Origin of the sequence: Gordonia liuliyuniae, assembly GCF_021738805.1 — a bacterium.
Taxonomy (GTDB): Bacteria; Actinomycetota; Actinomycetes; order Mycobacteriales; family Mycobacteriaceae; genus Gordonia; species Gordonia liuliyuniae.
In genome coordinates this window covers 91158-104810 of sequence record NZ_JAKKOR010000003.1, presented here as the reverse complement: position 1 = coordinate 104810, position 13653 = coordinate 91158, and the positions used below count along the sequence as shown (strand labels likewise).

The 13653-nt window shown below is 65.1% G+C and carries 10 protein-coding genes and 1 riboswitch; of the genes, 7 read left to right on the top strand and 3 right to left on the bottom strand.

Going from position 1 to position 13653, the window contains the following annotated elements:
• Positions 1 to 142 precede the first annotated feature (142 nt).
• Both L5G33_RS04480 and L5G33_RS04475 read left to right on the top strand, forming a co-directional pair.
• Positions 143 to 1423: an NADH:flavin oxidoreductase gene (locus tag L5G33_RS04480; RefSeq protein WP_236996954.1), complete on the top strand. Its 1281-nt coding sequence runs from the start codon at positions 143 to 145 to the stop codon at positions 1421 to 1423.
• On the top strand, positions 1413 to 2186 hold the full coding sequence (locus L5G33_RS04475) for an SDR family NAD(P)-dependent oxidoreductase (RefSeq protein ID WP_236996953.1): 774 nt from the start codon (positions 1413 to 1415) through the stop codon (positions 2184 to 2186). Before L5G33_RS04480 ends, L5G33_RS04475 begins: the two co-directional genes overlap by 11 nt.
• Positions 2187 to 2212: 26 nt before the next feature.
• On the opposite strand, the gene L5G33_RS04470 is transcribed toward L5G33_RS04475, so the two are convergent.
• Positions 2213 to 3079, bottom strand: coding sequence for a TIGR03619 family F420-dependent LLM class oxidoreductase (locus tag L5G33_RS04470; RefSeq protein ID WP_236996952.1), 867 nt, complete (start codon positions 3077 to 3079; stop codon positions 2213 to 2215).
• A gap of 177 nt (positions 3080 to 3256) precedes the next feature.
• Between L5G33_RS04470 and L5G33_RS04465 the strand changes: the two genes are divergently transcribed.
• The 5 genes from L5G33_RS04465 to L5G33_RS04445 all read left to right on the top strand — a co-directional run bounded on the left by L5G33_RS04465 (position 3257) and on the right by L5G33_RS04445 (position 9542).
• Complete coding sequence (locus L5G33_RS04465) at positions 3257 to 4399, top strand: 3-ketosteroid-9-alpha-monooxygenase, oxygenase component (RefSeq protein ID WP_236996951.1); 1143 nt, start codon at positions 3257 to 3259, stop codon at positions 4397 to 4399.
• Positions 4400 to 4657: 258 nt separating this feature from the next.
• Positions 4658 to 6364 (top strand): 3-ketosteroid-delta-1-dehydrogenase, encoded by a 1707-nt coding sequence (locus L5G33_RS04460; protein ID WP_236996950.1) that lies wholly within the window; start codon positions 4658 to 4660, stop codon positions 6362 to 6364.
• 110 nt (positions 6365 to 6474) lie between these two features.
• Positions 6475 to 7977 (top strand): MFS transporter, encoded by a 1503-nt coding sequence (locus tag L5G33_RS04455; RefSeq protein WP_236996949.1) that lies wholly within the window; start codon positions 6475 to 6477, stop codon positions 7975 to 7977.
• 96 nt (positions 7978 to 8073) lie between these two features.
• A complete protein-coding gene (locus tag L5G33_RS04450) occupies positions 8074 to 8673 on the top strand; it encodes a flavin reductase family protein (protein WP_372476856.1) in 600 nt (199 codons plus the stop codon).
• Positions 8670 to 9542 (top strand): alpha/beta fold hydrolase, encoded by an 873-nt coding sequence (locus tag L5G33_RS04445; protein ID WP_236996948.1) that lies wholly within the window; start codon positions 8670 to 8672, stop codon positions 9540 to 9542. The genes L5G33_RS04450 and L5G33_RS04445 overlap by 4 nt, the downstream gene beginning before the upstream one ends.
• Positions 9543 to 9582: 40 nt before the next feature.
• Here the strand turns inward: L5G33_RS04445 and gcvP are convergent, their stop codons facing one another.
• On the bottom strand, positions 9583 to 12480 hold the full coding sequence (gcvP, locus tag L5G33_RS04440) for an aminomethyl-transferring glycine dehydrogenase (protein WP_236997172.1): 2898 nt from the start codon (positions 12478 to 12480) through the stop codon (positions 9583 to 9585).
• Between the two features lie 152 nt (positions 12481 to 12632).
• A riboswitch (glycine riboswitch) is annotated at positions 12633 to 12732 on the bottom strand.
• A 119-nt stretch (positions 12733 to 12851) separates the two neighbouring features.
• Positions 12852 to 13457 carry a MerR family transcriptional regulator gene (locus L5G33_RS04435; protein ID WP_308191535.1) on the bottom strand — a complete coding sequence of 202 codons (606 nt, stop codon included), beginning with the start codon at positions 13455 to 13457 and terminating at the stop codon, positions 12852 to 12854.
• Positions 13458 to 13653: the final 196 nt, after the last annotated feature.

Below are 13653 nucleotides of genomic sequence, written 5' to 3'. Positions count from 1 at the left end.
CGTCCCGCACACTGGAACTGTGAGGGGCGACACACGATAGGAGATCTTGGTCGTGACGAGATCTCCGCAGTAAGGAGATCTTGTCAATGAGCCCTGAATTGAAGATCACGGTGCCGAGGACGATCGTCCCGGTGATGCCATCATGAGCCAGACCCGCGACCCCTTCAAGCCCGGGCGCCTCGGCCCCGTGGAGTTGCCGAACCGGATCATCAAGGCGGCAACGTCGGAAGGACGTTCCCCGGACGGCCTGGTTACTGATTCACTCATCGATTTCCACCTCGACCACGTGCGCGGCGGTGTCGGAATGACCACTGTCGCCTACTGTTGCGTGAGCAAAGAGGGCGCCTCGGCGCCAGGTCAGATCCTGATGACGAAGCGCGCCGCACCAGGTCTGGCGAAGCTCACCGCGGCTGTGCACGCGGAAAGCGGTACGGTATCGGCACAACTAGGCCACGCTGGCCCGGTCGCATCGAAGAAGATCACCGGTGTAACGGCCGTGGCGCCCAGCCGGATGGTGAACCCGACCTCCCTCGAATACTGCAGACAGATCACCAGCACCGAGATCGCGGACGTCATCGAACACTTCCGCGACGCTGCCGCGCTGGCCGCCGATTGCGGGTTCGACGCCGTCGAACTGCATTTCGGGCACAATTACCTGCCAAGCTCGTTTCTGAGCCCGCTGTTCAACCGACGCACCGACTCCTACGGCGGCGGGATCGACGCGAGGAGTCGATTGGTGCGGGAGATCGCAGCCGAAGTCCGCACCGCCGTCGGTGACTCGGTTGCGGTCACCGCGAAGATCAGCATGGACGACGGTATCCCCGGAGGCATCGACCTCGCGGAATCGATACGAACCGCGCAGTTGCTCGACGCCGACGGGAATATCGACGCCCTCGAGTTGACTCAGGGGTCGTCAGTGATGCGGCAGATGTACCTATTCCGGGGCGAGGTACCGGTCCGCGACTTCGCGTCGGTGATGCCGCAGCCCTTCAAGACCGGCGTGTACGCGTTCGGTCGGAAGATGCTCGGCGAATACCCCTACTACGATCTATACATGCTGGAATCGGCGCGACAGTTCGTGCCGGTGATGACGAACACGCAGGTGATCCTGCTGGGCGGCATCACCAACTTCGACCACATGGTCACTGGACTGAACGAGGGTTTCGACTTCGTCGCCCTGGGCCGCGCACTGTTGCGCGAGCCCGACCTGGTGAACACGATCCGCGCAGATCGGGCGAAGGACTCTCTCTGCACACACTGCAACCGCTGCATGTACACGGTCTACGGCAAGACCCACTGTGTTCTGGACCCTGATTCTGCGTACGGCGCACCGGGCCCCGCCGAGTTCCTCGGCATGCCGAAGGCTGCTCGACGAGCCGCGCGGCAACTCCCCGACTCCGCGAGGACGAAACATGGTGTCTGAGCCGCGGGACGGTGTGTTGACCGGCGCGACCGCCCTGGTAACCGGGGCCGGGCAGGGGGTGGGCCGAGGAATAGCGGGTGCTCTCGCATCTCGTGGAGCGAGAGTCGCAGTGGTCGGGCGCACACTGTCCAAGGTCGAGGAGACGGCTGTGGAACTCCGGTCCCGCGGTGGCCGGGCCGAGGCGTTCGAATGCGACGTCACCGACTACGACGATGCAGCCAGCATGGTCGAAGAGGTGTCTGAAGCGTTCGGCGGCCTGTCGATCCTGATCAACAACGCGCAGACGACCTACAACCGACTTCTACTCGAGCACACCGAAGACGAGTACCGACAGATCATGGACTCCGGACCGCTCGCCACCTGGCGCATGATGCGGTTGTGTCACCCACATCTCAAGGGAAACGGAGCGATCGTCAACCTCGGTTCAGCAGCCGGCGTACGCTGGGACCCCTCGGGATACGGCCTGTACGCCGCAGCCAAAGAAGCCGTCCGTTCACTGACACGCGCGGCCGCGTGCGAGTGGGCAGACGATGGAATCCGGGTGAACGCGATCCTCCCGCTGGCGATGTCGCCTGCGTTGTCCCAGTGGTCCCGATCGCAGCCGGAAGAAGCTGACGAGTACTTGCGAACCGTTCCACTGCATCGGTTCGGCGATCCAGAGGACGACATCGGGGCGGCCGTGGCATTCCTGTGCAGTGATCAGTCCAGATACATCACCGGCCACTCGATGCCAGTCGACGGCGGCCAGGTGCTGATGCGCTGACCGTCTCGACTTGGCAGGCGGCGAGACTAGTCGAATACGACGCCGACATCGCGGCCGATTTCGGTGAGCCGCGCCAGCTGCTCGCAATAGTGGGCGGCACCATTGGCCCGGACGGTGACGGTTGCGATCGTGGCGCCTGCATCGCGCGTCGACTCCAACGCTGCCATGCAGGCAGACGGGTCCCCGAGCGGATCCATCGGCGTGCCGGCCTGCAGGACGAGTTCGAAGTCCGACGGTACAGAGTGCTCTGCCAACATCGCGGCCAGTCGTTCGTGCGAAAGTCCGAACGGAACCCACCCGTCGCCGAGCGAAAGGGCTCGGCGCAGTGATCTCTTCGATCGACCGCCGACCCACATCGGCACGTCGGTTCGACGCGCGTGCGGTTCCACGAGGACGTCCCCGAATTGGAAGTGCGGTCCGGAGTAGACCGGGTTCGACTGCCCGAGCGACGCGCGCAACGCGCACATGGCATCGTCGGCGATCTCGCCCCGACTGGCGAAGTCGGCCCCCAACAGATCGAACTCCTCGACGAGACTACCGACCCCGACGCCGAGCACCAGGCGCCCGCCGGTGACCACGTCGAGCGTCCCGTAACGTTTGGCGATCGCCAGCGGGTGGTGATAGCCGAGCACCAGCACCTGCGTGACGAAAGCGATCCGGTCCGTCCGCGCCGCTAGGAACCCGAACGTCGCGAGCGGGTCCCAGTAGGTGCCGCCCCTTGACAGAGCGACAGAAGTCGGTACCGCAACATGCTCTGAACAGGTGAGATGGTGATAGCCAAGCCGGTCGGCGGCCGCCGCAATCACCGCCAGGTCCGCCACCCCTGCGTCACGCTCCCAGGTGCTAGCGCCTGGAGGCTGGGCGACGACGGGGGTGAACAATCCGATTCTCATTGCGTCCTCACTACTGTGTCCCGGGCGGTCTCCCGAGTTCCATAACGCGTCCACCTTCCGCCGCGCGGCCCGCAGACAGATCTCCGTTCCCGTTCAACGGGAACGTTTCGGGATCCGTTACAGATGCTCTCCAATGTGATCAAGGGCACAAGTACCACCGAGTGAGGAGACGTGAAGATGACGAACGTAGAACCAGTGAACGCCCCTGAAGATGTTCGGGAGATCGAGAACGGTGAGAACCCGAACAGATTCGCCCGCGGCTGGCATTGCCTCGGCTTGGCCGACTCGTTCCGGGACGGCCAGCCGCACGGCATCGACGCATTCGGCGGAAAATTGGTGGTCTGGTCCGATTCCACCGGCGAACTACACGCGCTGGACTCGTACTGCCGCCACATGGGCGGAGACTTGTCACAGGGATCGATTCAGGGAGATGAAGTCGCCTGCCCGTTCCACGACTGGCGCTGGGGCGGGAACGGTCGATGCAAGTCGGTCCCCTACGCCAAGCGCGTGCCGCCGCTTGCCAAGACCAGGGCATGGAAGACGTTGGAGCGCAACGGCCAGCTCTTCGTCTGGAATGATCCCGAGGGAAATCCACCCGAGGACTACATTCCCGCCATCGAGGGCTACGGCAGTCACGAGTGGACGAAGTGGAACTGGAACTCGGTCACCATCACCGGATCGCATTGCCGCGAGGTCGTCGACAACGTCGTCGACATGGCGCACTTCTTTTATGTGCACTTGAATCAGCCGCTGCACTTCCGAAACATCTTCGAAGGCCATGTCGCGACACAAGAGATGTCGTTCAAACCACGCGCCGACATGGCCGGACAGGACTACGTCAACTTCGGCGAAGAAAGTGTCACCCAGTCGTACGCCTCGTACTACGGACCGTCATACATGATCAACCGACTCGTGGCGCAGGACGGCCTGGAGGTCGTCCTCATCAACTGCCACTACCCGGTCCGTTCGGACGCGTTCGTGCTGCTGTACGGCGTCATGGTCAAGCGCACACCCGGGATGACGACCGAGCAAGCCGATGCGCTCGCCGCCCAGTTCGGGCAGGGAACGATGGATACTTTCGAGCAAGACGTCGTGATCTGGAAGAGTAAGGCGCGCATCGACAACCCCCTGCTGTGCGAGGACGACGGCCCCGTCTACCAGCTGCGGCGCTGGTACGAGCAGTTCTACGTCGACCGCGCCGATGTCCGCGACGACATGGTTCGTCGATTCGAGTTCGACGTCGACGTCACGAAGGCGAACGAGTACTGGGACATCGAAGTCGCAAAGAATCTCGAGCTCGCGGCTAGCGCGAGGGACTGAGGTCGACATGTACCGAATCGCCTGTGCTCAGTGCCACACAGTCGTACTGGCCGAAAAATACAGTGCTCGACACACGAGCGTGCAGTGGCTCGGCGATGCGGGTGAACAGTGCCCGCGCGCGGCGGCCGAGACCGCGGCCAGGTGCTCTGCGAGACGCAAGCAGTTATGTCCCGCCTTACACGCCACGATCGACGCCGCCGCTCGAGACGGTGTCCTGCCGATGACCACCCGCAGCGAACCGACTCCGGGGGTGCTCGCATGACCGGCGGGACGGTCGGCGCAACAGCCGAGGTCGACCTGCTCGTCGTCGGCTCCGGAACTGGTATGGCAGCGGCGCTCGCCGGCCACGATCTGGGTCTGGAAGTTCTGATCGTAGAGAAGACCGACAAGGTCGGAGGATCCACCGCGCTGTCCGGTGGTGCGTTCTGGATCCCGGGAAACCCAGTGATCGCTACCGAGGGCGGCCGTGACTCCGTGGACCGTGCACGCGAATATCTCGCCGACCTCGTCGGCGACATGGGGACAGCCGATCGATGGGAGAACTACCTTCGTTTCGGTCCCGCCACAGTCCGTTTGCTGCAGCGGCTGACACGTCTGAACTTCATGTGGTCCAAAGGCTACTCGGACTACCACGCCGAGCGCCCTGGCGGATCGGCGGTCGGACGCACCTGCGAATCGAAGCCATTCGATGTCGCACTGCTCGGGCCCCACCGCGACGAACTGCGATCGGGCAGCATGGCCGCTCCGATCCCCATGCCGATCACCGGCGTCGACTACCGGCTCATCAACCTCATGGCCACGCTTCCCCGACGGGGACTCGGCCGGGCCATGCGTCGATTGACACAGGGGCTCGGCGGGAAGGCCTTCGGCCGCGAGTACGTGGCCGGCGGTCAGGCATTGGCGGCCGGACTGTACGACGCCGTGCTTCGCGCCGGAATTCCCGTGTGGCGCAATACCGGTCTGGTGCGGCTGGTCACCGAGGGCGGCCGAGTGACCGGCGCCGTCGTCGATCGCAACGGTACGGAGGTGACCGTGACTACGAGGAACGGCGTCATCCTGGCTGCGGGTGGCTTCGATCACGCGGCTGACCTTCGCCGGCGGTATCAGCTCGGCGATCTGCCCGAACTGTCGCTCGGCTCACCTGGCAACACCGGTGACGCTCTCGCCGCGGCCACCGACGTGGGCGCAGGCCTGGCCCTACTCGAGCAGGCCTGGTGGTTCCCGGCAGTCGCCCCGGTGCCCGGTGGCGCACCCAAAGTGATGCTCGCCGAACGTTCTCTTCCCGGGTCGCTGATGGTCGATCACGTAGGCGACCGGTTCATCGACGAGGCGACCGACTATATGAGTTTCGGCCAAGAGGTCCTCGCCCGGCAACACGAGAACCGGCCAACCGGGCAGATGTGGATCATCTTCGATCAGAAGTATCGCAACAGCTACGTCTTCGCCGGCGAACTCCTCCCCCACGCCAGAATTCCCCAAGCATGGTTCGACGCCGGAATTGCATACGAGGCCACGACTATCGCCGAACTCGCCGATGCAACCGGGCTGTCACACCTGACCAGCACAGTCGATCGATTCAACGAGTTCGCGGAAGCAGGGATCGACGACGACTTCCGTCGCGGGGACAGTGCCTACGATCGCTACTACGGCGACCCCAGTAACCAACCCAACCCGTGCTTGCGGGCGTTGACACACGGCCCCTTCTTCGCCGTCAAGGTCGTCCTTTCCGATTTGGGGACCTGCGGTGGGTTGCGCGCGGACGGAACGGCGCGAGTGGTCTCTGATCGCGGCGACGTCATCGACGGGCTCTACGCGATCGGTAACACCGCCGCGAATGCCTTCGGGAACCGCTACCCGGGAGCGGGAGCGACCATCGGCCAAGGCTTGGTCTACGGCTACATCGCCGCTCACCACGCCGCCGACCGTCTGAACATGTCCGAACCCACTGCCGACGTCCACCCCTGAGTTCGACTCAGCCGAGCACGCGACGGACTCGGTCTCTCCGCCGGTGGGGATGCGCGTTCGCCAGGCACGCGCCACTCGCTAGCCGCCTGGGTTAGAAAGGAAGTCCACACATGACCGACTCCTCCGGCACCGTCGTGCCGCCTCGAATAGACGCCGAACCCGGTTGGACCCCGCGCCTGGCGCTGTCCCTGCTGTCGCTGGTGCTCGTACTCGAACTCCTGAGTGTCAGCTACATGATGGTCTCAATGGCTGTGCTCCCTATTTCCGCCGAGTATCAGACGGCCCAGGGCGCGTGGATGATCACCGCGTTCTTACTGGTGGGCGCAGTGCTGTCCCCGCTCCTGGGAAAGCTCGCCGACATCATCGGCAAACGGAAAGTGATCCTCGTCTGCATCGTCGTGTCAGCGATCGGGTCGGTCATCTCCGCCGTTGCGATCAGTTACGCGGTGATGATCTTCGGACGCGCATTGTCCGGAGTCCTCGTCCCCACGCTATTCCTGAGCTACTCGCTGATCCGTGACGTCTTCCCAGCGAAGACCGTTCCCCTCGCCGTCAGTATCTGCACGGCAGGATGCGGGCTGATCACCGTCGCCGCGCCGTTTCTCACAGGTTGGCTGATCGATAGTTTCGGGTGGCGCAGCCTCTTCTGGTTCTTCACTGCGGTGCTCGCGGTGTGCCTTGCGATGATCATGTGCACCACGCCGGAGACTCCGATTCGGCTCCACGCGTCACTCGACGTGCTCGGCTCCGTTCTGATCGGTGCTGGACTCGCCGGCGTCCTGGTAGCGGTGAGCTTCGGCCCGGAGTGGGGTTGGGCGGCACCGTCGACCCTGTCGTTCCTCGTCGTCGGTGTGATCCTGACGGCCGCGTGGTACCAGAGCGCGTCTCGAGTCACCGACCCGTTGATCCGACTCGACGTGCTGCGGCGGCCGAGCATCGCGTGGACGGTCACCGCGGCAGGCAGCATCTACGGCCTCGGTGCAGTGTTCTCAGTCATTCTGCCAATCATGGCGATGACGCCGCAGACGCTCGGGCTCGGCTACGGCTGGGGTCTGACCGCGGAAGGTTACGCGATCTTCCAAGTGCCGCTGGGCGGTATGACGATGCTCGGCGGCATCGTGGTCGGCACGACGTGCGGCCGCGGAATGCATCCCCGCATACTGTTGATGATCGCAATGACTCTGTCCGGCGTGGGCGGCATTGCGACCGCGCTGTTCCACGACAACAAGGCGTTGCTGTTCGTCCTCGCCGGCGTAGTCGGTGCCGGTATGGGTATGGGCTACGCGGCGATCCCGAACATGCTCATCAAGGCGGCGCCGCCGGAACTGCAAGCCTCCACGGCAAGTGTCGCCGGTGTGGTGCAAAGCCTGTCGTCGGCAGTACTGCCGGTCGTCGCGTTCGCGATAATGAACAACTCGTTCATGGCTGATCTGCCCGCAGAGCAGACGGGCGGTGCCGTGGTCTACACCGATGGCGGATATGTGGCGGCGTTCTTCCTCGTCGCCGCGACTGCGGTGGTGGGTCTTGTCGCCGCGGTGGCTCTGCCGAAGATCACACACCAGTTCCAGGCAGAGCAGAGCCCGGTCGGGAGTGCCGTGGCCGGAACCCACTGAGCGGGAATCTCTCGCACCCGGCCGAGTAGCGAGGCGATCATCGAATGACCTTTGACCATCACCAGCGATGCCTGGAGACCGACCACGGGAGAACACATGCACAGCACCCTCACCACAATTCCGACGCCTGAATCGACGACTGTCGCTACTGCAACCCAGATCTCATCGGATCTGCTGCGAGAGGTCATGGGCCATTTCGCGACGGGTATCGCAGTCATCACCGCCTACGAAGGACGGGATCCCGTCGGGCTCACTTGCCAAACAGTCGTATCGGTCTCGCTCGAGCCGCCGCTCGTGGCATTCTGTCCGGCCAAGACATCGACGAGTTGGCCACGGCTTCGACGCGGCGGAAATGTCTGCATCAACGTGCTCGCCGACAAGCAGGGAGACCTTTGCCGCCAGTTCGCACGATCGGGGGTCGACAAATTCGCCGGTGTCGACCACCGGCCGGCACGCAATGGCGCACCGCTCATCGACTCCGCGCTCGCACATGTGGAGGCTACGGTCCAATCCGAGCACGACGCAGGCGACCACACCATCGTCGTGTGCCGGGTGACCGGCCTGTCTGCGAATGCAACAGGCGGCCCACTCCTCTTCTACCGCGGCGCCTTCGAGAATCTGCACGACCCGAGTCGGCGATCGGCTCGCGACACCACCGCATACCGAGCACAAGACGTCCCGGAGGAGGACTCGTGACCGCGGCTCCGGTCTTTCCCGATTACGACGCGACTCTGCGTGAACTACCCACTCACAATGGCGTTCTCCGCTATCACGAGTACGGGGACGGCCCACCTCTGGTGCTGCTCCACGGCTCGGGCCCGGGTGTGTCGGGCTGGCGCAACTTTCGCGGCAACATCAGTGTGTTCGGTGAGCATTTTCGATGCCTCGTTCTGGAGTTCCCCGGCTTCGGAGTCAGTGACGATTGGGGCGGACACCCGATGTCCACTGCATTGAGTGCGCTGGAGCTATTCGTCGACGAACTCGAGTTGGAGACGTTCGACGTGGTCGGCAACTCAATGGGTGGGGGCGTCGGCATCGGCTATGACCTCGCGCATCCCGGCCGGATCGGGAAACTGGTCACGATCGGCGGCGTCGGTCGCAACATCTTCAGCCCCGGCCCGGGCGAAGGAATCAAGCTGCTGCAGGAGTTCACCGAGAACCCGACACGAGAGGCGCTGACCCAGTGGCTGAACTCGATGGTCTACGACCCGGCGGTCGTGACCGAGCAGCTGATCGAGGAGCGCTGGCGACTCGCCGTCGATCCGATCGCTCTGGAGAGCGCGCGTCGAATGTACGGCCGGGTCGCGTTCACCGAGATGATGCGAGCGATGCACGAGTCGGACGCTCCCCCACAGTGGTCCATGCTTCACAAGGTGCGGGCCAAGACGCTCATCACTTGGGGACGAGACGACCGAGTCAGCCCGCTCGACATGGCGCTCATTCCCATGCGCCTCATCCCGAACGTCGAGCTCCACGTGTTCCCGAACTGCGGGCACTGGGCGATGATCGAAGCCAAGGCAGACTTCGAACGCACGGTCCGGTCATTTCTCCTCCAGAAGAATTGACCGGACCACCCGTAGCCCTCGCCGGCAGTTCAGTCGATCCCTACTCGGCGAACGCGTCCAGCGGCGGGCAGCTGCACACCAGATTGCGGTCCCCGAACGCACCGTCGATCCGCCGTACCGCAGGCCACACCTTCACGCGCCCGCCCGCGGACGGCAGCCCCGTCGGGTACACCGCGGTGAGCCGGTCGTAGCCGTGAGTCCACTCCCCGACCAGGCATTCCGCTGTGTGCGGCGCACCGGCGAGCGGGTTGTCGTCGACGCTCCAGGTGCCATTGGCGACCTTGTCGATCTCACCTCGGATCGCGATCATCGCATCGATGAACGCGTCGATCTCGGCTAGGTTCTCGCTCTCGGTCGGCTCAACCATCAGGGTGCCCGCCACCGGGAAGCTCATCGTCGGCGCATGGAACCCGTAGTCGGCCAGACGCTTGGCGACGTCGTCGACTGACACGCCCGTCTGCTTCGACAGATCACGCAGGTCGAGGATGCACTCGTGTCCGACCCAACCGTTCTCGCCCGAGTACAGCACGGGGTAGTGCGCACCGAGGCGCCGTGCGATGTAGTTGGCAGACGCGATCGCCGTCAACGACGCGGCGCGTAGACCCTGGGCGCCCATCATCGCGATGTACGCGTAGGTGATCGGCAGGATGGACGCCGACCCGTACGGCGCCGCCGAGATCGTGATGCCGGTCTGGTCGAGTTCCGACGCGAGCGGATGGCTCGGCAGGAACGGTGTGAGATGCTCGCGGACCGCGACAGGCCCTACACCGGGTCCGCCGCCACCGTGCGGGATGCAGAACGTCTTGTGCAGATTCAGATGCGACACGTCACCGCCGAACCGCCCGGGACGCGCCAGACCGACGAGCGCGTTCAGATTCGCGCCGTCGACGTACACCTGACCGCCCGCCTCGTGGACGGCGTCGCAGATGTCGGTGACCTCGTGCTCGAACACGCCGTGCGTCGACGGATAGGTGATCATGATCGCGGCGAGTTCGTCACGGTGCTTGTCGATCTTGGCGCGCAGGTCGTCGGTGTCGACGTCACCCGAGTCCCGGCTGGCGACGACGACCACACGCAGGCCAGCCATAACGGCCGATGCCGCGTTGGTGCCGTGCGCGCTCGACGGGATCAAGCAGACGTCGCGGGCATCGTCGCCGCGCGACCGATGGTAGTTCCGGATCGCGAGCAGGCCCGCGTACTCGCCCTGCGAACCCGCGTTCGGCTGCAGACTCACCCGGTCGTAGCCGGTGACCGCGACGAGCCAGTCCTCCAAGGTGGTGATGAGCTCACGGATGCCTTCGGAGTCGCCGAGCGGCGCGAACGGGTGCAGCCCGCCGATCTCCGGCCAGGTGATCGGCTCCATCTCGGTGGCCGCGTTCAGCTTCATCGTGCAGGAGCCGAGCGGGATCATGCTGCGATCGAGCGCGATGTCCTTGTCCGACAACGCGCGCAGGTACCGCAGCATCGCGGTCTCCGTCCGGTACGAGGTGAACGCCGGGTGCGTCAGGTACTCGCTGGTCCGGTTCTCGATCGATTCTGCGAACGACGTCGGAGCCGCGTCCTGTGCCCCGAATGCCCGCACGACGACCGCGACGTCGTCGGCGGTGGTCGTCTCGTCGCACGCGACGCTCACCCGGTCGGCGTCGACCAGTCGGAGGTTGACGCCGTCGGCCTTGGCTGCCGCGACGACGTCGGCGGCGCGTCCGTCCACACGCACAGTGATCGTGTCGAAGAACGACGCGTTCTCGACCGTCACTCCGGCGCCGGTGAGTCGGTCCGCGAGATCGGCCGCGGTGCCGTGGACCCGCTGCGCGATCGCCTTGAGTCCGTCTGGACCGTGGTACGAGGCGTAAGTCGCCGCGATGATCGCCAGCAGCACCTGTGCGGTGCAGATGTTGCTGGTCGCCTTCTCCCGGCGGATGTGCTGTTCCCTGGTCTGCAATGCCAGCCGGTAGGCGAGGTTGCCGTCGGCGTCCTTCGAGACGCCGACGAGTCGGCCCGGAAGTTGACGCGTCACCTTGGTGTGCACGGCGAGGTAGCCTGCGTGCGGGCCGCCGAAGCCCATCGGGACACCGAACCGCTGGGTGGTGCCGAAGCACGCGTCGGCCCCGAGTTCGCCGGGGGCAGTGACGAGAGTCGCCGCCAACAGGTCCACGCCCGCGGCGACGAGCGCGCCGCGCTCGTGGGCGGCGGCGATGATCGGACCCGCGTCGACGAGTGCGCCCGACGCGCCCGGCGTCTGGAAGATGACACCGAAGAAATCACCGTCGGGAAGGCCCGCGTCGTCGGCGCTCGGGTCCAAGCGCGCTTCGACGACCTCGATGCCGAGCGGCTCGGCCCTGGTGTCGATGACGGCGCGGGTCTGCGGGAAAAGATCGACGTCGACCACGACACGCGGCGACTTCGATTTGCCTGCACGACGGAGCAACGTCATCGCTTCAGCGGCGGCCGTGCCCTCGTCGAGCATCGACGCGTTGGCCACCTCCATGCCGGTCAGGTCGGCGACCATCGTCTGGAAATTGAGGAGCACTTCGAGGCGCCCCTGGCTAATCTCCGGCTGGTACGGCGTGTACGCCGTATACCAGGCCGGATTCTCGTGGATCGTGCGCTTGATGACAGCAGGTGTGTTCGTGTCGTAGTAGCCGAGGCCGATCATCGACCGCGCCACCACGTTCCGGTCGGCGAGGGCACGCATCGCGGCGGTCGCCGCGGCTTCGCTCAGCGGAGCGGGCAGCGCGTCCAGTCCGACGGCGAGTCCGTTGGCGTCCAGCCCGTCGGCGATCGTCGCGGGGACCACGTCGGCAGCGAGCTCGTCCAACGACGAGACGCCCAGGACATCGAGAATGCGGGCCAGTTCGGCCGCGTCGGGGCCGAGGTGCCGTTGCGAGAACGGCGAGTCGGGGGCAAGATTCGGCAGGGACGTATCCGTCACGGGCAGGACCTAACTGTTTTCAGGTCCGAGCGCTGCGCCCGGACTGGGCCCTCCCCCTCTGTCCATGTCGCCGGGCGACGCCTGAGAGATTCGGCTGCGGGTGGCCGCGGCCTTTCACCGTGGGCGGACGGGCGGACCCGTCGCTTTCCAGAGACGCCGTCCATGCCACGGTCCGGGTGCCTGAGAGTTTGACGGAGAGGTGTTGCTCCTTCGGCGGCCGCCCGAGGTGATCGGACGACGCTCTCCCGTGGCCTAGCGACGCACGGCCAGGGTACCAACACTCGGCGGCGGGCCTCCGCCCACCGCGAGCCCACCCGAACGTCGGGCATGGCCCGCTCGGCGAGCGGCCATCTCCGCACCGGCCGGCGCGGAGACGGTTAACCGGTCTTGCGGGTGCGATTCTTGCGGCGAGCAGCCAGTTCGTCTTCGGGCGAGGACTCGTTGACGCCACCGTCGGCGCGCTCGGCCGGGAAGTCGGCGATCGTGCCGGTGAGTTCACGCATGGCTCCGGAGACGGCGATGCCGAACACGCCCTGGCCTCCCTGCAGGAGGTCGACGACCTCTTCGGCCGACGTGCACTCGTAGACGGTGGTGCCGTCGGAGAAGAGGGTGATGCGCGCGAGGTCCTCGACTCCGCGACGGCGGAGGTGATCGACGGCGACCCTGATGTTCTGCAGCGAGATGCCGGTGTCGAGCAGGCGCTTCACGATCTTGAGGACGAGGATGTCCTTGAACGAGTACAGCCGCTGCGTGCCAGATCCACCCGCACCACGGATCGACGGCACGACGAGTTGCGTGCGAGCCCAGTAGTCGAGCTGGCGGTACGTGATGCCTGCGATCTGGCATGCGGTGGGGACACGGTAGCCGACGAGTTCGTCGGGGACGGTGTCGTTGGGGAACAGACCCGGGGCGATGTCATCCAGACCGCCCTGAACGGGCTCGGTGACACCTTCGGTCCGAAGATCGGTCGGCTTGTCGCCCACGGTTACTCCCTCGCGCAACTGGACCCTGGCCGTGAGTCCTTCTGCAAGGGTACTCCCGCACACGGTCGATGTGTGTTGTACCGGAGCGAAACCGCTCCGGGGTCGAGTAAGAAACTATGAGGAATACGACGCCCGATCAACGCAACACACCGTAAACCTCAACTTTAGGTTCAGCCGTACGCCAACGGTGATCCTG